Genomic DNA, 22,263 nt, shown 5'->3' on the forward strand with positions numbered 1-22,263 from the left:
GTCGCAATGCGTGGCGATAATGCGCGCCAATCGGCACGCCGCCGGCACCCCTACTGCATGACCCACCTCCTGATCCTCAGTGTGAGCGCCGGCAACGGCCATGTGCGCGCCGCCCAGGCGCTTGAAGCCACCCTCGCCCAGTCGTTCGCGCCGCATACCGCGGTGCATGTCGACGCCATGGCCCATGTGCCGGCGGGCTTTCGCAAGGTGTACACCGACTGGTACCTGCAGCTGGTGAACCGCGCGCCCGAGCTGTGGTCGTACCTGCACCAGCGCACCGACGTCACACCGCACCACGCGCCCTCGCAGCGGCTGCGCCGCGGCATCGAGCGCCTGAGCACCGGCGCGCTGGTGCGCGAGATCCGCCGCGCCAAGCCCGACGCCGTGATCTGCACCCACTTCCTGCCGGCCGAGCTGCTGATGCGCGAGCGCAACCGGGGCCGCATCGAGTGCCCCGTGTGGCTGCAGATCACCGACTACGACCTGCACAACATGTGGCTGGTGCCGGGCATGACGGGCTACCTCGCGGCGACGGAAGAAGTCGCCTTCCGGCTGCGCGCGCGCGGCATTCCGTCCGAGCGCGTGCATGTCACGGGCATTCCGGTGATGCCGGCCTTTTCGGAGCCCGATGCGCCCGAACTCGCGCACGCGGCCTGCGCGAGCGCGCTGGGCCTGGACCCCGCACGGCCGGTGCTGCTGATGGCCTCGGGCGGCGCCGGTGTGGGCGATCTGCCCAGCATGGTCGAGCGCGTGCTGGCGCTCGGCGGCGATACGCCGTTCCAGGTGATCGCCGTGGCCGGCCGTAACGCCGAGGCCCATGCACGTCTCGAGGCGCTGTCGCAGCGCCATCCGGGCCGCGTGGTGGCCGTCGGCTTCACGAACGAGATGCACAAGATGATGGCCGCGGCCGATCTGGTCGTGACCAAGCCTGGCGGCCTCACGGTGTCGGAGTGCCTGGCGCTGGGCAAGCCGATGCTGCTGATCTCGCCGATTCCGGGACAGGAAGAACACAACGCCGGCTTCCTCATGGAAGAAAGCGCCGCCTGGCTGGCCTACGACGCCATCGGCCTGGACTACAAGGTGGCGCGCCTCATGGCCGACCCCGCCAAGCTCGCGGCCATGGCCGCGCGCAGCCGCGCCCTGGGCAAGTCGCAGGCCGCGCGTGCGGTGCTGCAGCGCGTGCTCGGCCTCACCGAATGAGCACCGCCGTCGCAGAGCCGCGGCCCGGCATCGGCCGCACGCTGGTCTACCTCGCGTGGGTCGTGACGATGGCGTTCTTCTTCGCCAACGCCGAGATCCAGATCGAAGGCGGCGCCGGCTGGGCCACCTCGCTGCCCACCTGGCGCATCGAGAACAACATCTGGCTCGACCTGTTCTGGGGCGGGCGCGCGATGACGGGGTACCACGCCTGGGTGTTCACCTTCATGATGCTCGTGTTCTTCTCGCCGCTGGCCTTCCAGGGACGCTGGACGCTGCGCGACTGGGGGCTGGCGCTCGCGGGGCTGATCGTGTTCTGGGTCTGCGAAGACTTCCTGTGGTTTCTCATCAACCCGGCCTTCGGCTTCGAGAACTTCAATCCCGTGAAGGCCTTCTGGCACAAGCACTGGCTGTGGGGCGCGCCGGTCGACTACTGGGGCGGGCTCGCGGTGGCGCTGCTGATCCTGGTGCGTCGCCACTGGCCGCGCCGCGCACGATGAAGCAAGACACCGCCGACCTGCGCCCCGACCACTGGGCCGATCCGCTCGACGCCCTGCAGGTCGAGAACCTGCACCGCATCACGCCCACGCTGTACCGCAGCGCGCAGCCGCGCCGCGCCAACGTGGCGGCGCTGCAGTCGCTGGGCATCCGCACCGTCGTGAGCCTGCGTTCCTTCAACGACGACCGGAAGGTGTTTGCGGGCAGCGGCATCCGGCTGGTGCGCGTGCCGATCAACACCTGGTCGATCGACGATGCCAAGGTGCTGCGCGCGCTGGTCGCCATGCGCGAGGCCGAAAAGCAGGGGCCGGTGCTCATCCACTGCATGCACGGCGCCGACCGCACGGGCGTGGTGGCGGCCGTCTACCGCATGGCCGTGCAGGACTGGGACAAGGACAGCGCGCGCCAGGAGATGCTGCGCGGCGGCTATGGGTACCACACGCTGTGGCGCAACATCCCGCGCTACATCGAGCGGCTCGATCCGCTGCGGATGCGCCATGCGCTGGCCCATGCCCCGGTGATCCCCATGGTGTCTTGAAGGCGCCAGCAGGCGCGCGCACCCGCTCCTATACTGGCCGCCCCGTGGCCGATGGCCATCTCTGAACGACCTTTCACAGGGGCTTTCCCATGGCACTCCAACTGCGCTCCCTCGTCCGTTCCAACGGCGAACTCGAACTCTCCCTGCACGACGACCCGATGCCCGAACCGCAGGCCCACGAGGTGGTGATCCGCGTCGAGGCCTCGCCGATGAACCCGTCGGACCTGGGCCTGCTCTTCGGCGCCGCCGACATGAGCACGGCCGTGGCCTCCGGCACCGCCGACCGCCCCGTCGTCACGGCCACGGTGCCCGAACGCGCGCGCGCCTCGATGGCGGCGCGGCTCGACCAGTCGATGCCGGTGGGCAACGAAGGCGCGGGCGTGGTGGTCAAGGCCGGTTCGTCGCCGGCTGCACAGGCGCTGCTGGGCAAGACCGTGGCGGCCATCGGCGGCGCGATGTACTCGCAGTACCGCGCGGTGCCCGTGGCGATGTGCCTCGAGCTGCCGGCGGGCACCACGCCGGCCGAGGGCGCGTCGTGCTTCGTGAACCCGCTGACCTCGCTGGGCATGGTCGAGACCATGAAGCGCGAAGGCCACAAGGCGCTGGTGCACACGGCGGCCGCGTCCAACCTGGGCCAGATGCTCAACAAGATCTGCCAGAAGGACGGCATCGACCTCGTCAACATCGTGCGCAAGCCCGAGCAGGAAGCGCTGCTGCGCGGCATCGGCGCGAAGTACGTGTGCAACGCCAGCTCGCCCGACTTCCTCGAACAACTGACCGACGCCCTGGTCGCCACCGGCGCCACGCTGGCCTTCGACGCCACCGGCGGCGGCAAGCTGGCCGGCCAGATCCTCGGCTGCATGGAAGCGGCGCTGAACCGCACCGCCAAGGAATACAGCCGCTACGGCTCGACCACGCACAAGCAGGTCTACATCTACGGCGGCCTGGACCGCAGCCCGACCGAGTTCGTGCGCAACTTCGGCATGGCCTGGGGCATGGGCGGCTGGCTGCTGTTCCCGTTCCTGCAGAAGCTGGGCGATGAAGGCACGCAGCGGCTGCGTTCGCGCGTGATCGCGGAGTTGAAGACGACGTTTGCGAGCCACTACACGCGGGAGGTGTCGCTGGTCGAGGCGCTGCAGCTGGATGCGATCGGGGTGTATGGGAAGCAGGCGACGGGGGAGAAATTCCTGCTGAATCCGAACAAGGGGCTGGCGGGCTGACACCTGCCCTGGCGCAAGGCCAGCGGCCCGGCCCGCAACCCGGCGTTCGACTCGACTCAGCCGGCGTGGCCCCTCACCTCGGCCGCGAATTGCGGCTGCGGGCCCCCTGCCATGCGTCGGGGTCTTGCGCGAAGCTTTGAACAATCATCGTCGACAGCTCTTTTTGCACCGCGCGCAAGTCGACCGTCGATTCTTTCAGCAGCGCCTGCAGCATCACTCCACGCAGCGCCCCCAGCACGATGACGGCAGCTGTGGCGGGATCGACGCCCTTTCGCATTTCGCCTGCAGCGATGGCGGCCCGGAAGTGCAACGCCAGGAAGTCGATCACGCTCTGGTTGTAGCGCCCCAGGCTTTCGCCGGTTTCGGAATCGTCGGTGGTGGCCTCGGCCATCAGCACCAGCAAGGCGCGGGTGTTGGTCCATCCGCCATCGGCGCGTCCCAGGTACACGTCCACGAAGGAAAGCAACGATGCCATGCCCTCGTCGGCCGGTGGGCTGCGCTCGAGCTCGTGCATGAAGTTCTGGTTGATGTAGGCAGCCAGCGCACGCAGCAGCGCAGGCTTGCTTCCGAAATGATGCGCCGCCAGGCCCCGGCTGTAGCCGGCCGCCTCGCCCACTTCGGCCAGCGTCATCCCGACCCACCCCTTGCGCGACACGATCTCGCGGGCCGCTTCCAGCAGGCGTGCTTCAGCAGCTGCGCGGCGCTCCATCTGCGTTCGGCGAGGGAGCGTGGTGTTCGGCGATTTGGCGGCGGTCCTCATGGGCCCGAAGTCTAACGACGCGATGCGGCATCCTTGACCACGCCGGCGCTGAGCAGCCGGTCGATCCGGTCGCCGGCATAGCCCAGTTCCCCGAGGATCTCGTTCGAGTGCTGCCCGAGCAGCGGCGCACCGCTGCGGATCTGCGCCGGCGTGGCGCCGAACAGCGTGGCCGGCCGCGTGGTCTGCAGGGCGCCTTCCGAGGGATGGTCCATCGGCTGAAACATGCCGACCGCTTTCAGGTGCGGGTGCTCGGGCAGGTCGTCGATGCGCCAGATCTGCGTGGCGGGAATGTCGAGCTCTTCGCAGATCGCGACCCACTGGGCGGTGCTGCGCGTCGGTGTCAGGCTGTGGAGCTCGCGATAGAGCTCGCGGACGCTCGCGTTGAGCTTGTGCCGGTCCGACAGGTCGTAGGCACCCGCCAGGTCTTCCCGTCCCACGCGGCGGAACAGCGCGAGCCACTGCGACGGGCTGTACGGCAGCATGGCGATGTAGCCGTCCGACGTCGGCGCCGGCTTGCGCCCGCCGCTCACCACGCGCCCATAGCCCGCGGGGGCGGTCGGCGGATCGAAGGCGAGCCCGCCCATGTGCTCCACCATGGTGAACTCGACCATCGTCTCGAGCATGGGCACTTCGACGTACTGGCCGTTTCCGGTGCGCTCGCGATGGAACAGCGCCGCAAGCACCGCATTGACGACCACGATGCCGGTGGTCTTGTCGGCCATCAGCGTGGGCACGTAGTCGGCCGTTCCCGTGGACTGCCACATCAGCCCCGCGACACCGCTGGCGGCCTGAATGATGTCGTCGAACGCCGGCTTGGCACGGTCCGGGCCGTCCTGGCCGAAGCCGGTGGCCGCGCAGTAGACGATGTCCGGGCGTACCGCACGCAGCGCGTCGTAGCCCAGGCCCAGGCGTTCAATGGCGGGAACACGCATGTTGTGCACGAAGACATCGGCGTCCGCCGCGAGTTCGAGCAGGATCTGCCGGCCTTCGGCGCTCTTGAGGTCGACCGCCAGGGAGCGCTTGTTGCGATTGATGGCCAGGAAGATCGAACTCATGCCGGCGTGGCGCGACACACCGTTGGCGCGCATCAGATCGCCTTCGATCGGCTCGACCTTGATGACGTCGGCGCCATAGTCGCCCAGGATCTGCGTGGCAACGGGTCCGAGCACGACCGAGGTCAGGTCGAGCACGCGAACGCCCTTGAGCGGTCCGCTCGCCGCTGGTGTCGTGGGGGGCCGTTTTTCCATGAAGGTTCTCTGCTGATGTGGTGAAGGTCATCTTATCAACTTGCTTGTCGATCAACAAGTAACTTCATAGAATCCGGCCTCCACCACAGGAGACACGTTCATGAACCCTTTGTCGAAGATGCTGCGCGCCGTGGCATGCACGGCCGCGCTGGCATCCGCCGCGGCACCGTTCGCGCAGGCCCAGCCACAACAGGCCGCCGCGACCTATCCGTCCAAGCCGATCCATTTCGTCGTGCCTTTTCCGCCCGGCTCCGGCACCGACGTCGGCGCACGCTTCTTCGCGCGAAAGCTGGGCGAGCTGGCAGGACAGCCGGTGATCGTCGAGAACCGCGCGGGCGCCAACGGTTTCATCGCCGTGAAGGCCGTGACCTCCGCGCCTGCCGACGGCTACACCCTGCTGATGGGCAGCAACTCGACGCTGGCCACCAACGTGGCGCTGTTCAAGCAACTGCCGTACGACCCGGTGAAGGACCTGGCCCCGGTCTCGACGCTCATGCGCTCCCCCATCGTGCTCATCGTGCCGGCCAACTCGCCCTACAAGACACTCAAGGACCTGATCGATGCGGCGCGCGCCAAGCCCGGGCAGCGCACCTATGCATCGGGGTCGGCCGCCTACCAGCTCATGGGCGAACTGTTCGCCGACAAGGCCGGCATCCAGCTGCTCAACGTGCCCTACAAGGGCGCGCCCGATGCAGTCAACGCCACGCTCTCCGGGCAGACCGACCTGGGCCTCTCCGACATCACCGCCACCATGGAGTTGCTGCGCGGCGGCAAGATCCGCGCACTCGCCATTGCGGCCGACCAGCGCCTTGCCGGCCTGCCCGATGTGCCCACCGCGCAGGAACAGGGCATCGGCGGCTTCAGCGCCGACACGTGGACGGGCGTCGCCGTGGCGGCCAACACGCCGAAGCCGGTGGTCGACAAGCTGTCGGACATGTTCGTGAAGATCCTCGCCATGCCCGAGACGCGAGAGTTCTACGCCAAGCAGAACGTGATCACGATGAAAGGCGGCCAGGACGAGCTGCGCGACTTCCAGCGCGAACAGATCGCCGTCTGGAAGCGCATCGCGGCGGCCGCAAGGATCGAACTCCAATGACCGATTCGCCCTCCATTTCCCAAAGCCGCGACGCCCATGTCGTCACGCTGACCCTGCGGCGCGCGCCTCACAACTTCGTCGACGCCACCACGATGCGCGACCTGGCCGATCGCCTGGCCGCGCTCGACGACGATGCGGACTGCCGCGCCGTCGTGCTCGCGGCCGAAGGCAAGTCGTTCTGTGCCGGCGCCGACTTCTCGGGCGTTCCCTCGGGCGGCCAGGCCGTCGACCCCGCCGACTTCTACACCCATGCCATGCGGCTCTTCGACGCTCGAAAGCCGTTGGTCGCGGCGGTGCAGGGCGCGGCGGTGGGCGCGGGCGTCGGGCTCGCGCTGGTGGCCGACTTTCGCGTGGCCTGCGCCGAGGCGCGGTTCAGCGTCAACTTCAACCGGCTCGGCTTTCACCCCGGCTTCGGTCTGAGCCACACATTGCCTCGCCTGATCGGCATGCAGCAGGCCTCGATGCTGTTCTACACGGGCCGCCGCATCGACGGCACCGAAGCGCTGGCCATCGGCCTGGTCGACGAACTGGTGACGGCCGACGAGGTGCTGGCCCGCGCGCAGGCGCTCGCCCAGGAGATCGCCGGGTCGGCGCCGCTCGCGGTACAGAGCACGCGCGCCACCTTGCGCGCCGGCTGCGCGCAGGACGTGCGCGCGGTCAACCAACGGGAGCTGGTCGAGCAACAGGTGCAATTCCTGAGCGAAGACTTCCGTGAAGGCGTCCAGGCCATGGCCGAGCGCCGCACACCGCGCTTCACCGGTCGCTGAGCGACCACTCGATCAGCTTTGCACAGACAACGACGGAGTACCTGAATGAATTTCGAACTCGACCCCGAACACCAGACGCTCAAGGAGCTTGTCGCCAGCTTCGTGCGCGAAGACCTGCTGCCGCTGGAACCGGCCCTGCTGAAGCGGGAGGCCGCCGGTGAGCCCTGGGAGCTGTCGGCCGATGAGCACGCGCGGCTGGACACCGTGTCGAAGGCCCGGGGCCTGTGGGGCCTCGATGCACCCGCCGAAATGGAGGGCCTCGACCTGCCGGTGGTGGCGATGGTCGGGGTGAACGAAGAATTCGGCAAGACCATCACGCCCTACGAGCTGCCCCCCGACTCGCCCAACCTGCGGATGCTGCTGACCGCCGCCAACGACGCGCAGCGCGCCGCCTACCTGGCCCCTTACGCACGCGGAGAGACGGTTTCGGCCATCGCCATTTCGGAGCCCGGCGCAGGCGCCGACCCTTCGGCCATGTCGACGCGCGCCGTGCGCGACGGCGACGACTGGGTTCTCAATGGCCGCAAGATCTGGATCAGCCGCGCCGCACGCGCGGACTGGACCATCGTCATGGCCGTCACGGACAAGACCAAGGTGGGGCGCCCAGCCATCTCGGCGTTCATCGTCGACCGCAACACCCCGGGCTTTCGCGTCGAGCGTCGCATCCCCATGATCGGCGGCGTCTCGACCTACGAGGTGCTGCTCGAAGACTGTCGCGTGCCGCATGCACGCCTGCTCGGCCAGGAAGGCCAGGGGTTCGCGCCGATGCAGGCGCGCCTGTCGAGCCGGCGCCTGCAGATGGCCGCGTGGTGCGTGGGCCGCGCCCAGCGCGCGCTCGACATGATGTGCGAGTACGCACCGCAGCGCAGCACCTTCGGCGCCTCGCTCGCCGAACGCCAGACGGTGCAATGGTGGATTGCCGACGCGGCCACGCGCATTCACGCCTGTCGACTCATGACCTACGAAGCAGCCGCACGCATCGATCGTGGCGACGAGGCGCGCAGCCAGGTCTCCATGGTCAAGGTGTTCGCCACGGAGATGGCGGGGAAAGTGATCGACCACGCGATGCAGATGTTCGGCGCCATGGGCATGACCAAGGAAATGCCACTGCATCAGATGGCCAACGAAGCGCGCCTGATGCGGATCTACGAAGGTCCGAGCGAAGTGCACCGCTGGGTCGTGGCGCGCGAACTGCTCGGCTTGAAACGCTGACTAGACGACCAGCCGGTACCCCACCGCCGTCTCCGTCAGCAGATGCTTCGGTTGCGCCGGATCGGCTTCCAGCTTCTGTCGCAGATGCCCCATGTAGATGCGCAGGTAGTGGCTCTGGTCCGTGTGCGACGGGCCCCACACCTCGCGCAGCAGTTGCCGCTGCGTCAGCACGCGGCCGGCGTTGGCCACCAGCACCGACAGCAGCCGGTACTCGGTCGGCGTGAGGTGCACCTCGGCGCCGGCGCGGCGCACGATGCGTGCGGCGCGGTCCAGTTCGATCTCGCCGAAGCGGAACACGGCCTCGGCGGCAGGTTCGTCGCCGTTGCCGCTCGCGGCGCGTGGACGGCGCAGGTTGGCGCGCACGCGAGCGAGCAGTTCGCCGGTGCCGAAGGGCTTGGTGAGGTAGTCGTCGGCACCGGCGTCGAGCGCGGCGATCTTGTCGGCTTCGTCGGTGCGGGCCGAGAGCACGATGATCGGCACCTGCGACCAGCCGCGCACATCGCGGATCAGCGACACGCCGTCGCCGTCGGGCAGGCCCAGGTCGAGCACCAGCAGGTCGGGTTGGCGCGTGCCGGCGGCCGCCAGGCCGTCGCGCAGGGTGCCGGCCTCGTGCACCTGCCAGCCTTCGGCCTCGAGCGCGCCGCGCACGAAGCGGCGGATCTGCGGCTCGTCTTCGATCACGATGGCGGTGGGGGATGGCATGGCGGGTTTCAGAGCTGGGCTTCAGCGGGTTCGGGTGGCTCGCGGCGCGGCAAGGTGACGGTGAATTCTGCACCGCCATCGCGCGCATTCGCCGCGCTGATCTCGCCGCCGTGCGCGCTCACCACGGCGCGGCAGATGGCCAGGCCGAGGCCGACGCCGGGCGTGGCGGATTCGGCCTCGCCGCGCGTGAACTTGTCGAACAGCGTCTGCTCGCGGCCCTGCAGCGCGGCGGGCAGGCCGGGGCCGTGGTCGCGCACCGTGAGTACCAGCGTGCCGGCCTCCGCGCGCGCCCCCACCTCGATGGGTGCGGCGCCGTACTTGGCGGCGTTCTCCAGCAGGTTGACGAGCACGCGCTCGATGAGCACGGCGTCGAACTCGACCAGCGGCAGCTCAGGGTCCCACGCGGTCTGCACGGTCATGCCGCGCAGCGCGGGGCGCGCGGCGCGGATGGCGGCGCCCACCACCTCTTCGACCGACTGCCAGTCGCGCCGCAGGTTGACCGCGCCGCCGGCCACGCCGCTTTCGAGGCGCGCCATGTCGAGCAGGTTGCTGACGAGCGCATGCAGCGCGTGGGCCTGCGCGACGATGGCGCGCGCGGCCTCGCCGTGTTCTTCGGCCGGCAGGGTCTGCAGCGATTCGGCCAGCGCGATGAGCGCGGTGAGCGGCGTGCGCACGTCGTGCGAGATGGCACCGAGCAGCGCGTTGCGCAGGCGCTCCGATTCCATCTCGACCACAGCGCGCTGCGCGACCTCGACGTAGTGCACGCGCTCCAGCGCGATGGCGATCTGGCGCGCCAACGTGTCCAGCTGCTGCGCCTGTTCGGGAATCAGCAGCCAGCGCGGGCGGGCCGGGCACAGCGCGAGGACGCCGCGCACGCGCATGGGCGCGCGCAGCGGCACGTAGTGCCAGGGCTGCGCGGCGAGCGTGGCGGTGGCCAGGCCGGCGGGCTGGCTGTGGCGGAAGGCCCAGTCGGCCACCTGCGCATCGAAACCGGGCGGCGGGTCGGCGGGGGGCACGAGCTGGTCGGCCGCGTCGGTGACCAGCACGCGCGCATGGCCGCCGAAATGGGCCTGCACGGCGGCGGCGCCGAGCGCGACGACCTGGGTGCTTTCGAGCGCGGCCGAGAGTTCGCGCGTGAGCTCGAACAGCGAGCGCGCGCGGCGCTCGCGGCTGGTCGACACGCCGGCCGCGAAGCGCAGCCCGGCCGTGAGCTGGCCCACCAGCAGGCCCACACCGAGCATCACCGCGAAGGTCAGCAGGTACTGCACGTCGCTGACCGCGAAGGACAGGCGCGGCGCGACAAAGAAGTAGTCGAAGGCCGCCACGTTGAGCATGGCCGCGAGCGCCGAAGGCCCGCGCCCGAAACGCATCGCCACACCCACCACGCCGAGCAAAAACAGCATGACGATGTTGGACAGCTCCAGCACGCCCGTGAGCGGCGTGCACAGCAGCGTGAGCGCGATGCTGGTGGCCGCGGCCCAGGCGTAGCCGGGCCAGCGCGACTGCGCGCGCTCGTCGTCGTCGCCGGCCTGCGTGGCGACCAGCGTCGCCTGCGACAGGCGGCGCGCGCTGTCGGCGCGGCCCACTTCGAGGATGTCGAGCGCCGGCGCCCGCTGCGCCAGCGCGCGCGCCAGCGGCACGGCCGACGCGCCCCACCAACGCCGCCAGCCGCGCACGGGCTCCGCGCGCCCGATGACCAGCGTCGCGCAGTTGAGGCGCCGCGCCTGCTCGGACAGTTGCTCCGCCACATCGGCGCCGGTGAGCACGGCCGTGGCCGCGCCCAGTTCTTCGGCCAGCTTGAGCACGGCGAGGATGCGGTCGCGCTGCGCGGCATCGAGGCGCTGCAGCCGTGGCGTCTCGACGTACGCGGCATGCCAGCGCACGTTGAGCTGGCCCGCGAGCCGCGCGGCGGTGCGCACGGTCTGCGCCGCGCCCTCGTGCGGGCCGACGCAGGCGAGGATCGCGCCCGAGGTGTTCCAGGCCTGCAGCGCGGCGCCGCCGTGCCCGTTGCCGCCAGGGCCCGACTGCTCGACGCGCCAACCGCGCACGTCGTCCTCGACATGCTCGGCGGTGCGGCGCAGGGCGATCTCGCGCAGCGCGATCAGGTTGCCCTTGCGGAAGAAGTTCTGCGCGGCGCGCTCGGCCTGCTGCGGCAGGTAGACCTTGCCGGCCGCGAGCCGCGCCGTGAGTTCGTCGGGCGTGACGTCGACCAGCACCACCTCGTCGGCCTCGTCGAGCACGGTGTCGGGCACGGTCTCGTGCACGCGCACGCCGGTGATGGCGCCGACGGTGCCGTTGAGGCTTTCGAGGTGCTGCACGTTGAGCGCCGACCACACCTCGATGCCCGCGGCCAGCAGCTCCTGCACGTCCTGCCAGCGCTTGGCGTGGCGCGATCCCGGCGCGTTGGTGTGGGCCAGTTCGTCGACCAGCAGCACGGCGGGCCTGCGCGCCAGGGCGGCGTCGAGGTCGAACTCGGCGAGCGTGCGGCCGCGGTAGGGCACCTCGCGCAGCGGCAGCGTGTCGAGTCCCGCGAGCAGCGCGGCGGTCTCGCTGCGGCCGTGCGTTTCGACCACGCCGATGAGCACGTCGCGCCCCGCCTCGCGCTCGCGCCGGGCGGCGCTGAGCATGGCCCAGGTCTTGCCCACGCCGGCGCTGGCACCGAAGTAGATGCGCAGCTTGCCGCGCAGCGCGCGCGCCTCGTCGCTGCGCAGTTGCGCGAGCAGGGCGTCGGGGTCGGGGCGGGTCTCGGGCATGAGGGGGTGCAGATTAGCGCATCGGCCCGTTCTTGCGCCGCCGTTCATGCCGGCGCGCGGTGCGCGACAGCACCCACCAGGCGAAGCCCAGCGGCACGAACAGCGCGGCCATGGCCAGCAGCGCGTGCAACAGGTCAGTGACCATGGCGCAGGCCGCAGCGCGCGAGGTGATCGCGCCAGCTCATGAGCCGGCCGATCTCGCCCGAAGGCACGCATTCGATGAGGCGGTGCAGCACTTCGGCATAGCGCGCGGTCGGAAAACGGATCATCAGGCGCACGCAGGGCGCGTCGCTTTCCTGCGAGCTGCAGGCATGCAGCAGCGGCTCGCAGCGCACCACGCCGGCCTCGGCGCAGGCAGCGATGCTGCGGCGCACGCGCAGCGCGTCGGCGCAGCAGACGGTGACGTCGAGCACATGGAACTGCGTCGTGCGCGGCGCGATCGGACTTCGCACGACGGCGACAGGATGTTCACGGTAGGCGGCATAGGCCATGGTTGTTTTCTCCTCAACGCACCGTCGAAGAAGCATCGAGCGCCAGGTTCAGCGCCAGCACGTTGACGCGCGATTCACCCAGCACGCCCCACAGCGGCGACTGGGTGTTCTTCGCGATCAACGCGTTCACCTGATCGATCGGCACGCCGCGTTCGCGCGCCACGCGGGCGGCCTGGTAGTGGGCGGCGGCGGGGCTGATGTCGGGGTCGAGCCCGCTGGCCGAGGCCGTGACGAGGTCCACCGGCACCGGCGCGGTGTTGCCCGGATCGGCCGCGCGCAGCGCCTCGACGCGCGCCTTCACCGCATCGGCCAGCGCGGGGTTCAGCGGGCCCTGGTTGGAGCCGCCCGAAGCACTGGCGTTGTAGGGCTGCGGCGCGGTGGCCGACGGGCGGCCCCAGAAGTGCTTCGGGTCGCTGAAGTTCTGGCCGATGAGCGCGGAGCCGACGGGCTTGCCGTCGCGCATCACCAGGCTGCCCGCCGCCTGCGCGGGGAACAGCGCCTGCGCGGCGCCGGTGACGGCCGCCGGGTAGAGCAGGCCGGTGAATGCGCTCAGCAGTGCGAAGAGCACGAGCGCGGGGCGGACGATGCTGCCGTTGTTGTTTTTCATGATGAAGAACTCCTCAGACCAGATGGACTGCGACCAGCAGCCAGTCGATCAACTTGATGCCGATGAAGGGAACGAGCAACCCGCCCAGGCCGTAGATGGCGAGGTTGCGACGCAGCAGCGCGGCGGCGCCCACCGGCCGGTAGCGCACGCCCTTGAGCGCCAGCGGAATCAGGAACACGATGACGAGCGCGTTGAAGATCACCGCCGACAAGATGGCCGACGACGGGCTGGCCAGGCGCATCACGTTGAGCGCGCCGAGCTGCGGGTAGGTCGACACGAAGATCGCCGGAATGATCGCGAAGTACTTCGCCACGTCGTTCGCGATCGAGAAGGTGGTGAGCGAGCCGCGCGTCATGAGCAGCGCCTTGCCGGTCTCCACCACCTCGAGCAGCTTGGTCGGGTTGGAGTCGAGGTCGACCATGTTGCCGGCCTCCTTCGCGGCCTGCGTGCCGCTGCCCATGGCCACGGCCACGTCGGCCTGCGCGAGCGCGGGGGCGTCGTTGGTGCCGTCGCCGGTCATCGCGACCAGCCGGCCTTCGGCCTGGTACTTGCGGATGAGCGCGAGCTTGTCCTCGGGCGTGGCCTCGGCCAGGAAGTCGTCCACGCCGGCCTCGGCCGCGATGGCAGCGGCCGTGAGCTTGTTGTCGCCCGTGATCATCACGGTCTTGATGCCCATGCGGCGCAGCTCGGCAAAACGGTCGCGGATGCCGGTCTTGACGATGTCCTTGAGTTCGACCACGCCGAGCACGCGGTTGCCTTCGGCCACGGCCAGCGGCGTGCTGCCGCGGCGTGCCGTTTCTTCGGCGGCGCGCAGCATCTCGGCCGGCACGCTGCCGCCCAGCGATTCGACATGGCGGCGCACCGCATCGACTGCGCCTTTGCGCAGCACGATGGCGTCGACGTCCAGGCTGTTCGGAGCAGCCGGCAGGTCGACGCCGCTCATGCGGGTCTGCGCGGTGAAGGGCACGAAGCGCGCGCCTTCGACCGACGCCGCTTCGAGGCCGTCGCGGCGCGCCAGCTCGACGATGCTGCGGCCCTCGGGCGTCTCGTCGGCCAGCGAAGCCAGCATGGCGGCGCGTGCAAGGCGGCCCTTCGGCACGCCGGGCGCAGGCAGGAAGGCGCTGGCCTGGCGGTTGCCGTGCGTGATGGTGCCGGTCTTGTCCAGCAGCAGCACGTCGACGTCGCCCGCGGCTTCGACCGCGCGGCCCGAGGTGGCGATCACGTTGGCCTGCATCATGCGGCTCATGCCGGCCACGCCCACGGCCGAGAGCAGGCCGCCGATGGTGGTCGGGATCAGGCACACGAGCAGCGCGACCAGTGCGGTGAGCGACACCACGGTGCCCGCGCCCGCGGCTTCCACGCTGAACACCGAGAACGGCAGCAGCGTGACGGTGACCATGAGGAACACGATCGTCAGCGCCACCAGCAGGATGGTCAGCGCGATCTCGTTCGGCGTCTTGTGGCGCTTGGCCGCCTCGACCATGCCGATCATGCGGTCCAGGAAGGACTCGCCCGGGTTCACCGAGATGCGCACCACCAGCCAGTCGGACAGCACGCGCGTGCCGCCGGTGACGGCCGAGAAGTCGCCGCCCGATTCGCGCACCACAGGTGCCGATTCGCCAGTGATGGCGCTTTCGTCGACCGAGGCCACGCCTTCGATGACTTCGCCGTCGAGCGGGATCACGTCGCCGGCCTCGACCAGCACGACGTCGCCCTTGCGCAGGTTGGGCGCTTGCTCCGGCAGCCACGCCGCGCCATGGTGCGGCTGCTGCTGGTCCTTCAGCTTCTTGGCCCAGGTGTCCTTGCGCAGGCCGCGCAACGAGGCCGCCTGTGCCTTGCTGCGGCCTTCGGCCAATGCTTCAGCGAAGTTGGCGAACAACACGGTGAACCACAGCCAGATGGTCACGGCCAGCACGAAGGCGGGTTGCATGCCGGTGTCGCCCGGAAAGCTCAGCGCATGCACCCACAGCAGCGTCGTGAGGATGCTCCCGATGTAGACGATGAACATCACCGGGTTGCGCCACTGGGTGCGCGGGTTCAGCTTGGCGAAGGCGCCCCAGAGCGCGGGCTTGACCAGTGCTGCGTCGAACAGCGAGAGGGAGGTTTTGGTTTTGACAGTCATGGTGCGCTCCTTCTTATTTCCAGAGCACGAGGTGTTCGACGATCGGGCCCAAGGCCAGCGCCGGCACGTAGTTGAGCAGGCCGACCAGCAGCACGGTGCCGATCAACAGGAAGACGAACAGCGGGCCGTGCGTGGGCAGCGTGCCGCTGGTGACGGGCAGGCGCTTCTTGGCGGCCAGCGCGCCGGCAATGGCGAGCACCGGCACGATCATCGCGAAGCGCCCGAGCCACATCGCCAGGCCGAGCAGGCCGTTGTAGAACGGTGTGTTGGCCGACAGGCCCGCGAAGGCGCTGCCGTTGTTGTTGGCGGCCGATGTCAGCGCGTACAGCACCTCCGAGAAGCCATGCGCGCCGGGGTTGGCAATGCCGACCTTGCCCGCGCCCGCGCTCACCGCCAGCGCCGTGCCCGCCAGTACCAGCACCGGCGTGACCAGGATGGCGATGGAGATCAGCTTCATCTCGCGCACCTCGATCTTCTTGCCGAGGTACTCGGGCGTGCGACCGATCATCAGGCCCGCGATGAACACCGCGAGCATGGCGAACACCAGCATGCCGTACAGGCCGCTGCCGACGCCGCCGAAGACGACCTCGCCCAGCTGCATCAGCACCATGGGGACCATGCCGCCGATGGGCGTGAGCGAGTCGTGCATGGCGTTCACCGCGCCGCACGAGGCGGCGGTGGTCACGGCGGCGAAGAGGGCCGAGGCGTCGATGCCGAAGCGCACTTCCTTGCCTTCCATGTTGCCGCCGCTTTGCAGCGCGCTGGCCATCTGGTCCACGCCCAGCGGGCCCAGCAGCGGGTTGCCGGCTTGCTCGGCGGGCGTGACGGCCAGCACCGCCACCACGAACAGCACCGTCATCGCCGCGAGCACGGCCCAGCCCTGGCGCAGGTCGCCGACCACGCGGCCGAAGGCGAAGCACAGCGCCGCCGGGATCAGGAAGATCGCCAGCATCTCCAGCAGGTTGCTGAACGCCGTCGGGTTCTCGTAGGGATGCGCCGAGTTGGCGTTGAAGAAGCCGCCGCCGTTGGTGCCGAGCATCTTGATCGCTTCCTGCGAAGCGACCGGGCCCATGGCCAGCGTCTGCGTTTGGGTGGTGGCGTCTTCCATCACGGGGGCGCCCTTGTCGTCCTTCAGCGGCTGGCCGTCGGGGCCGTTCTTCGGTTGCTGGAAGGCCGTGGCCTCCACCGTGTGCACGCTCTTGTAGGCGTCGAAGTTCTGGATCACGCCCTGCCCTGCGAGGCACAGCGCGAGCACGAACGAGATCGGCAGCAGCACCCACAGCGTGACGCGCGTCACGTCGGCCCAGAAGTTGCCGACCAGGCCCTTGCCGTCACCGCGGCGCGCAAAGCCGCGCACCAGTGCGAAGGCGACCGCGATGCCGGTGGCGGCGGACAGGAAGTTCTGCACCGCCAGGCCGAGCATCTGCGTGAGGTAGCTCATGGTCGACTCGCCGGCATAGCCCTGCCAGTTGGTGTTGGCGACGAAGCTCACCGCCGTGTTGAAGGCCGAGTCGGGCGACACCGCGCCCATGCCGGCCGGGTTGAACGGCAGCCCGCCCTGCAGGCGTTGCAGGGCATAGAGAAAGATCGCGCCGATGGCGTTGAACGCCAGCAACGCCAGCGCGTAGCGCAGCCAGTGCATCGACTGCTCGGGCTGCGTGCCCGCGAGGCGGTACAGCGGCGCTTCGACGCGCTGCATCCAGCGCGGCACGCGCTCGGCGCACAGCGCGGCCAGCAGCTTGCCCAGCGGCCAGGCCAGCACGAGCAGCGCGCCGAGAAAAAGGGCCAGCAAGACCCAGGCCGAGGTTTCCATGTCAGAACTCCTCGGCGCAGATCAGCGCGAACACCAGGTACGCGAACAGGACCACGGCGACCAGCGCGCCGAAGCCGTACAGCACTTCGAGGCCGATCACGATGCATCCCCCGGCGTGCGTGTCGTATCAACGCCCGCGTGCGGCTTTTGCGGCCCTTCGAGCCGGTTCAGCCCGACGACCATGGCCGCCACCACGACCCACAGCGCCAGCAAGGCGCCCATCCAGACGATGTCCATTCATCACTCCTGCAAACAAGATGAAAGGAGTCTCGGCAGGCGTGCGTAAAACCGGGGGAAAGAGTGAGTGGGGGGGCGTAAAGAAAGCGTAAAAACGCGGGCAACGCAGAGGATGAGGCCCGCCTGGTGCGTCGCGTCGAATGTCTCGGCGAGCTCCAGCAAGGGAGCCGGGGCCGTTCAAACAGCCAAGGCTGTTGCCGATGGCGCGGCCCTGTCAGTCCACCTGCCGGGGATACCCGATCTCGGCGATGTCATTTCCGAGCAACGCCATGTCGAGGTCGGGATTGAATCGCCGGACGAGCGCATCGCTGAGCGGTTGGTGCCGATAGATCGCCTCGACATCGCCCAGGTCGAGGTCGCGTTCGTAGTAGTCAGCCGCGAATTCGACGTACTGCTCGGGCCGGCCGGCGAGGATGCCAAGCAACTCGGCGGAGCCATCCGGATCCTCACCCGGCGGAAGCTCGACCGGTCCGCAAGTCCAGCGTTCTTCATTGCTCAGGCGCCAGAGACAGAAGGTGCTGTCGCTGGTCGTGAACGCCGGCTCTTCCAGCAGGTTGGTGCGGAACTCCGCCGGCAGCCGTTCGAAGATTCCGGGCCATGGCGTCCCCGGCCGGAATGCCGGAGCCTCGTGCGCAAGCCCGTGGAGCGCGACGCCGGCCTGGCAGAAGATGGCAAACCAATGATCGCCCGAACCATTGCGCATCGATGCCATCGCCGCCTCATCCGACCACGCGGCGTTGAACGAGTAGTACCGGTACTCCCACTCCGGTGAGAGCATGGCGTCGAGCATTGCAAGAGACTGGGTCAGTCGCTTCAACGTCGGAATGTCTGGAAGCGCCTTCAGGTTCCTTGTCGAGAGGGTCATGTGAGGGGCGAAGTTGGTGGGGAATGAACGCGCATGCTATCTGCCGATCGGGTCGGGCGCATGTCTGCCAAGACAGAGCGATCGGTGATGCCTGTCAGGTTGTTTGCCGCCGCCAGGTGGAATCGACAACAATCTCTCAAAACAAGCGCGCAGGAAGCCAGCGCAAACCAAAGAGGGTGCGGACCGAAAGAGCGATCGATCGGGCCCGCAAAAAAGTGCAATCCACTGAGAGGAAGAGATGAAACTGAAGCGTGTCTTTCAGGCGGCTGCGGCCGGCCTTGCGTCCCTGGTGATCGCCGCTTGTGGCGGCGGCGGTGGTGGGGGAGGAGGCGGTGGTGGCGGTTTTCCGATCGGCATCGCGCCCGTCGCCCCCCCTGTGAACTATGTCAACGGCCTGTCCATCCGCATCAACCAGCCGGCCAGCATCGACAAGACGGTCTACGAAGGGCAGATGATCCCGAGCGTCCTGGTGTCGGGCACGCTGTCGGGCGACGTGAATCTGCTCAGCGGCAAGGTGCTGGTGCTCCTTGTCGTGATGCCCGATCCGCTGTTCGAAGAGAAGCCCGCCATCGCCATCAATGCCGCGGCACAGTCGGCTTCGCTGAACATGACCGGCAAGATCGCACCCGACGGCCCCAAGACCTACAAGGGCAACATGACGATCAAGGCCTGCCTGGACACGGCATGCCAGTCGGAGATCCGGGTCGAGAATCCGCAGATTCCGTATGCGATCACCGTCAAGACCGGACTGGTCCTGGGCAGCAAGAACGTCGACTTCGTCACCCCCTTCGGCGCCGCCGTGGCGCCTGTGACGGTTCCGGTCACGCTGCCCGAGGGCGCCGCCTCCTGGGCCGTCGCGCCGGCGATCGGGTCGACCGATACCTTCAAGGTCGAGAAGGCAGGCGACGGCTCGCCGAACCTCGTGGTCTCACTGCCGGCGCTGCTGCCGAGCGCCACGTCGTACAAGGCCAGCTTCAGCGTGAGCGCCGTCACCTCGGAGGGGCAGAAACTGTCCAGGCTGCTGGAGGTGAGCGTGCTGACCAACCCCTCCAGCGCGCCCTACGTCCTGGCCAAACCGGAGGCGCACTTCGTGGTCAAGCAAGGGACGCCCACCTTGGCGCCCGCACAGGACAACGCGGTCTTCTTCCCGGGCAACACCAGCGACAAGATGCGCTACATGGGCATGGTGATGAACACACCGCCCGGCGTGGACACCAGCATGTACCCAGGGCCGAACCTGTGGCTCTATGACTACTTCTACAACGAAGCGGGCTTGCCCAGGTACGCGACGAAGAGCTACAGCTGGAGTACGCAGGTGCAGGCCTGCTACAACGACCGATGCCTGCCGCCCGGACACTACAGCGCACAGGTTCAGTTCCGCTACACCCCGGACGGAGGCCCTGTCTATGACATCTACTACCCGGTGGTCATGGACGTGGTGCCCTGATTCGGGCGAGTGACAGGCTCAGTGCGCCATCCACCGCCCGTCGTCACGCCGGCTGAGGAAGTAGCCGGCGCGGCCGACGCCCGGGTCGTCAATTGATTTCTCGTTGACGATGTCCATCTCGGCGCGCGCGATCAGCCAGGTGCCGCCCTGCTTGCCGTTGGACCATTGGAAGCGGTGGAAGCGCGCGTCGGAGCCGATGTAGAAGGTGTGCTGCAGCGGCGACGCGCCGTAGTTGCGGAACGCGGTGACGGGAATCTGCTGCGTCTCGCGGGCGCTGCCGCATCCCGCCAACCCCGTCGCAACGAGAAGCGCCGCGACCGCCAGGGCCGCGACGCGGGCGCGCGAAAGAACCCGCGCGGTGCCCATGGCCCAGGTCAGCGGCCGAAGCCGCGGTTGTACGAACCCACGGCGGAGTTGTAGTAGCTCACGATGTTCTTGTACGTCGACGGGAACTTGCTGTCCTTGAACGTGCGCCATTGGCCGATCATGTTCAGCAGGCTGCCGTGCAGCGACTCGTAGTTGTAGTTGGGCGCCTTGCCTGCTTCCCCCTTGGCCTTGGCTGCGGCCTTGGCTTCTTCCAGCGCTTTGGAGAGTTCTTCCAGCGAGGCCTGCAACTCGCTGGCCGCCGCATCGACCTTGGCGACGGCGTCCTTGTTCTTCAGGCCGTCGATCTGGTCGAGGCCGTTGACGAACTTCTTGGCCACCGCCATCGAGGCCAGCGTGTGGTAGTTGAGCATGTCGCCCTCGGCCTTGAGCTTGGCCATGCGTTCGGTGCGCGACGCCTCCTGCACGCGGTCCAGCTCGCCGCCCAGCGTGTCGATGCTGGCCAGCAGGCCCTTGAAGGCGGCGTTCATGTCGGCGTCGGCCGCGCGGCCCTTGACCCACTTGTCTTCGAGAAAGCTCTTGGACCGGTAGTACGGGTCCATCGGCGTCCAGACGGCGACGAGCTTCTCGCCCGTGGCCACCACGCCGTCGACGGCCGCGTCGAGCGCCGCGTCGCCCGAGCCGTCGGCGCGGGCCTTCTTCAGGTCGTCCACGATGGACTGCACATCGGAAGGGCTGCCATAGAACGAGTTCCCGCTCGGCGACTTGCCGTTCACGTTCATCTGCACGTAGCTCTTGTACTTGGCACCCACGCTGCGGTTGTCGTCGATGAGCCGGTTGTAGCCCTGGCTGTAGGTGGTGCGGGCCGCGGCCTGCACGCGGGCCGGGTCCTTGGCGGGCTGGGTCTTGCCCGATGCGGACGGCGATGGCGAGGCTGCCGCCGGTGTCGGCTTGTTGTCTTCCTTGCAGGCCGCGAGCACGGCGCAGACACAAAGGCTCAAGGCAAACAGGCGCGTGCGCGCCGATCGGTTGTTGTGCGCAGTCATGGCACTCTCCCTCGGTTGTGGTTGTTCGGTGCCGCGCCCGTCGATGAAGGCCATCGTTCGCAGCGGCAACAGGTGCGAAAAATGATAGCCAGCGCCACCGCGTCCGATCGTCGCGAACGCGCGAAAAACGCCCCGCGCACCGAACTAAATTGTGAGGATTCGCTTCAAGGCGTGCCCTGGAAAGTCAGAGCGTGCGTTCGAGCTGCCAGGCTTGGTACTTCAGGCTTACCACCGCACCGATGACGATGCCCGCGATGGCCGGCAGGCTCGCGATGCTCAGCGTCGACAGCGCGCTCAGGCCCTGCCCGATGGTGCAGCCCATGGCCGTGACGCCGCCGATGCCCATGAGCACGGCGCCCGTCGCGTGGTGCGCGAGGTCGCCGGTGCCGGCGAAGCCTTCCCAGCGGAATTCGCGCGACCACAGTGCATGCAGCGCGGCGCCCGCCACCACACCGGCCACCGACACGATGCCCAGCGTGAGCCGCTTGTTGGCGTCGCTGTAGAACATGAGCCAGTCGAGCGCGTAGGCCACCGGCGTGACGAAGCTCAGCGCTTCGGCGCGGCCGGAGTTGGTGGCTAGGAACACGTGCTCGAGCGTGAGCGGATGCTCTTCGACCACCGCCCAGTGGCCGCTGAGCCACCACGCACCGACGACCAGCGCGCCGATCAGCATGCCGCCGACGAGGCTGCGCACGTCGCGCGTCTCGCGGCCCCATGCGGCCCACACGAGCAACGCGCCGCCCAGCACGAGGCCGAGCGCGAGGCGCAGCGAAGACGCCTTCAGTTGGAAAGACGCGGCCAGCACATCGGGCAACGACGCATTCATCGCCAGGTCGATGTGCACCGCATCGACGGTCGCGACGCGCAGCACCGCGGTGATGCCCTTCAGCGTGGCGAAGGCCGACACGCCCATGAGCACCAGCACCACCAGCGCCTTGAGGTTGCCGCCGCCCAGGCGCACCAGCGTCTTGTTGCCGCAGCCCGAGGACAGCACCATGCCCACGCCGAACAGCAGGCCGCCGACCAGCGCGGCGAGCCAGAGGATCTGGTGCGAGGCGTAGAGCGTGCGGTCGGCATCGACGAGCCCCGTGAACACGAGCGCCGAGAAGCCGATGAGCGCGACGCCGCCGGCCGCGGCCCACTGCTTCACGCGGGTCCAGTCGCCCAGCGCCACCACGTCGCTGATCGCGCCCATGGTGCAAAAGCGCGTGGCGCGCGCGACGGCGCCGAACACCGCCGACAGCACGAAGGCCGCCACGAGCGCGAGCGTGGTGAGAAGGGAAAGCTGCGCGATGGACATGCCCCGATTCTAGGGAGCGAC

At 68.8% G+C, this 22,263-nt stretch carries 23 protein-coding genes; 8 read left to right on the forward strand and 15 right to left on the reverse strand.

The features are described from left to right. Nucleotides 1-57: 57 nt before the first annotated feature. The 4 genes from VHAB30_RS29395 to VHAB30_RS29410 all read left to right on the forward strand — a co-directional run bounded on the left by VHAB30_RS29395 (nt 58) and on the right by VHAB30_RS29410 (nt 3,453). Nucleotides 58-1,200 carry an MGDG synthase family glycosyltransferase gene (locus VHAB30_RS29395; RefSeq protein ID WP_159279549.1) on the forward strand — a complete coding sequence of 381 codons (1,143 nt, stop codon included), beginning with the start codon at nt 58-60 and terminating at the stop codon, nt 1,198-1,200. Next, nucleotides 1,197-1,697, forward strand: a complete 501-nt coding sequence (locus tag VHAB30_RS29400) for a hypothetical protein (protein WP_159279550.1) — start codon at nt 1,197-1,199, stop codon at nt 1,695-1,697. The genes VHAB30_RS29395 and VHAB30_RS29400 overlap by 4 nt, the downstream gene beginning before the upstream one ends. Beyond that, nucleotides 1,694-2,233 (forward strand): dual specificity protein phosphatase family protein, encoded by a 540-nt coding sequence (locus VHAB30_RS29405; RefSeq protein WP_095747102.1) that lies wholly within the window; start codon nt 1,694-1,696, stop codon nt 2,231-2,233. The genes VHAB30_RS29400 and VHAB30_RS29405 overlap by 4 nt, the downstream gene beginning before the upstream one ends. A gap of 89 nt (nt 2,234-2,322) precedes the next feature. Beyond that, nucleotides 2,323-3,453 (forward strand): zinc-binding dehydrogenase, encoded by a 1,131-nt coding sequence (locus VHAB30_RS29410; protein WP_159279551.1) that lies wholly within the window; start codon nt 2,323-2,325, stop codon nt 3,451-3,453. A 73-nt stretch (nt 3,454-3,526) separates the two neighbouring features. Here the strand turns inward: VHAB30_RS29410 and VHAB30_RS29415 are convergent, their stop codons facing one another. Together VHAB30_RS29415 and VHAB30_RS29420 are read right to left on the reverse strand one after the other, a co-directional pair. Further along, a complete protein-coding gene (locus tag VHAB30_RS29415; protein ID WP_159279552.1) occupies nt 3,527-4,213 on the reverse strand; it encodes a TetR/AcrR family transcriptional regulator in 687 nt (228 codons plus the stop codon). 11 nt (nt 4,214-4,224) lie between these two features. Continuing rightward, nucleotides 4,225-5,460, reverse strand: a complete 1,236-nt coding sequence (locus VHAB30_RS29420; RefSeq protein ID WP_159279553.1) for a CaiB/BaiF CoA transferase family protein — start codon at nt 5,458-5,460, stop codon at nt 4,225-4,227. Between the two features lie 100 nt (nt 5,461-5,560). On the opposite strand from VHAB30_RS29420, the gene VHAB30_RS29425 reads away from it, so the two are divergent. From VHAB30_RS29425 to VHAB30_RS29435, 3 genes are read left to right on the forward strand one after another with little or no spacing between them, the layout of a single operon-like run. Then, nucleotides 5,561-6,556 carry a Bug family tripartite tricarboxylate transporter substrate binding protein gene (locus VHAB30_RS29425; RefSeq protein ID WP_159279554.1) on the forward strand — a complete coding sequence of 332 codons (996 nt, stop codon included), beginning with the start codon at nt 5,561-5,563 and terminating at the stop codon, nt 6,554-6,556. After that, complete coding sequence (locus VHAB30_RS29430; RefSeq protein ID WP_159279555.1) at nt 6,553-7,323, forward strand: enoyl-CoA hydratase/isomerase family protein; 771 nt, start codon at nt 6,553-6,555, stop codon at nt 7,321-7,323. The genes VHAB30_RS29425 and VHAB30_RS29430 overlap by 4 nt, the downstream gene beginning before the upstream one ends. Nucleotides 7,324-7,368: 45 nt before the next feature. After that, nucleotides 7,369-8,535, forward strand: coding sequence for an acyl-CoA dehydrogenase family protein (locus VHAB30_RS29435; protein WP_095950305.1), 1,167 nt, complete (start codon nt 7,369-7,371; stop codon nt 8,533-8,535). On the opposite strand, the gene kdpE is transcribed toward VHAB30_RS29435, so the two are convergent. From kdpE to VHAB30_RS29475, 10 genes are all read right to left on the reverse strand, one after another. After that, on the reverse strand, nt 8,536-9,237 hold the full coding sequence (kdpE, locus tag VHAB30_RS29440; RefSeq protein WP_119553599.1) for a two-component system response regulator KdpE: 702 nt from the start codon (nt 9,235-9,237) through the stop codon (nt 8,536-8,538). Between the two features lie 8 nt (nt 9,238-9,245). Then, a complete protein-coding gene (locus tag VHAB30_RS29445; protein ID WP_159279556.1) occupies nt 9,246-11,990 on the reverse strand; it encodes a DUF4118 domain-containing protein in 2,745 nt (914 codons plus the stop codon). A gap of 13 nt (nt 11,991-12,003) precedes the next feature. Continuing rightward, complete coding sequence (locus VHAB30_RS31285; protein WP_255221096.1) at nt 12,004-12,135, reverse strand: hypothetical protein; 132 nt, start codon at nt 12,133-12,135, stop codon at nt 12,004-12,006. Next, nucleotides 12,125-12,481, reverse strand: coding sequence for a hypothetical protein (locus VHAB30_RS29450; protein ID WP_062473825.1), 357 nt, complete (start codon nt 12,479-12,481; stop codon nt 12,125-12,127). The genes VHAB30_RS31285 and VHAB30_RS29450 overlap by 11 nt, the downstream gene beginning before the upstream one ends. A 13-nt stretch (nt 12,482-12,494) precedes the next feature. Next, on the reverse strand, nt 12,495-13,088 hold the full coding sequence (kdpC, locus tag VHAB30_RS29455; protein ID WP_159274790.1) for a potassium-transporting ATPase subunit KdpC: 594 nt from the start codon (nt 13,086-13,088) through the stop codon (nt 12,495-12,497). Between the two features lie 13 nt (nt 13,089-13,101). Next, nucleotides 13,102-15,210 carry a potassium-transporting ATPase subunit KdpB gene (kdpB, locus tag VHAB30_RS29460; protein WP_159279557.1) on the reverse strand — a complete coding sequence of 703 codons (2,109 nt, stop codon included), beginning with the start codon at nt 15,208-15,210 and terminating at the stop codon, nt 13,102-13,104. A gap of 13 nt (nt 15,211-15,223) precedes the next feature. Beyond that, nucleotides 15,224-17,023, reverse strand: coding sequence for a potassium-transporting ATPase subunit KdpA (gene kdpA / locus VHAB30_RS29465; protein ID WP_159279558.1), 1,800 nt, complete (start codon nt 17,021-17,023; stop codon nt 15,224-15,226). A 1-nt stretch (nt 17,024) separates the two neighbouring features. Next, the gene (gene kdpF / locus VHAB30_RS29470; RefSeq protein ID WP_056576794.1) at nt 17,025-17,123 is read right to left on the reverse strand and encodes a K(+)-transporting ATPase subunit F; all 99 of its coding nucleotides are present in this window, start codon (nt 17,121-17,123) and stop codon (nt 17,025-17,027) included. Further along, nucleotides 17,120-17,260, reverse strand: coding sequence for a hypothetical protein (locus VHAB30_RS31015; RefSeq protein WP_172438440.1), 141 nt, complete (start codon nt 17,258-17,260; stop codon nt 17,120-17,122). The genes kdpF and VHAB30_RS31015 overlap by 4 nt, the downstream gene beginning before the upstream one ends. 214 nt (nt 17,261-17,474) lie before the next feature. Continuing rightward, a complete protein-coding gene (locus VHAB30_RS29475) occupies nt 17,475-18,125 on the reverse strand; it encodes a hypothetical protein (RefSeq protein ID WP_159279559.1) in 651 nt (216 codons plus the stop codon). A 238-nt stretch (nt 18,126-18,363) separates the two neighbouring features. Between VHAB30_RS29475 and VHAB30_RS29480 the strand changes: the two genes are divergently transcribed. Beyond that, the gene (locus VHAB30_RS29480) at nt 18,364-19,572 is read left to right on the forward strand and encodes a hypothetical protein (protein ID WP_159279560.1); all 1,209 of its coding nucleotides are present in this window, start codon (nt 18,364-18,366) and stop codon (nt 19,570-19,572) included. 18 nt (nt 19,573-19,590) lie between these two features. Here VHAB30_RS29480 and VHAB30_RS29485 read toward each other — a convergent pair whose 3' ends face one another. From VHAB30_RS29485 to VHAB30_RS29495, 3 genes are all read right to left on the reverse strand, one after another. Continuing rightward, nucleotides 19,591-19,938, reverse strand: a complete 348-nt coding sequence (locus VHAB30_RS29485) for a hypothetical protein (protein ID WP_159279561.1) — start codon at nt 19,936-19,938, stop codon at nt 19,591-19,593. Nucleotides 19,939-19,946: 8 nt separating this feature from the next. Then, the gene (locus tag VHAB30_RS29490) at nt 19,947-20,942 is read right to left on the reverse strand and encodes a DUF3829 domain-containing protein (protein WP_159279562.1); all 996 of its coding nucleotides are present in this window, start codon (nt 20,940-20,942) and stop codon (nt 19,947-19,949) included. Nucleotides 20,943-21,126: 184 nt separating this feature from the next. Continuing rightward, nucleotides 21,127-22,242, reverse strand: a complete 1,116-nt coding sequence (locus tag VHAB30_RS29495) for a YeeE/YedE family protein (protein WP_159279563.1) — start codon at nt 22,240-22,242, stop codon at nt 21,127-21,129. Nucleotides 22,243-22,263 lie beyond the last annotated feature (21 nt).

Origin of the sequence: Variovorax boronicumulans (genome assembly GCF_009811375.1) — a bacterium.
In the GTDB taxonomy this organism is placed as follows: domain Bacteria; phylum Pseudomonadota; class Gammaproteobacteria; order Burkholderiales; family Burkholderiaceae_C; genus Variovorax; species Variovorax boronicumulans.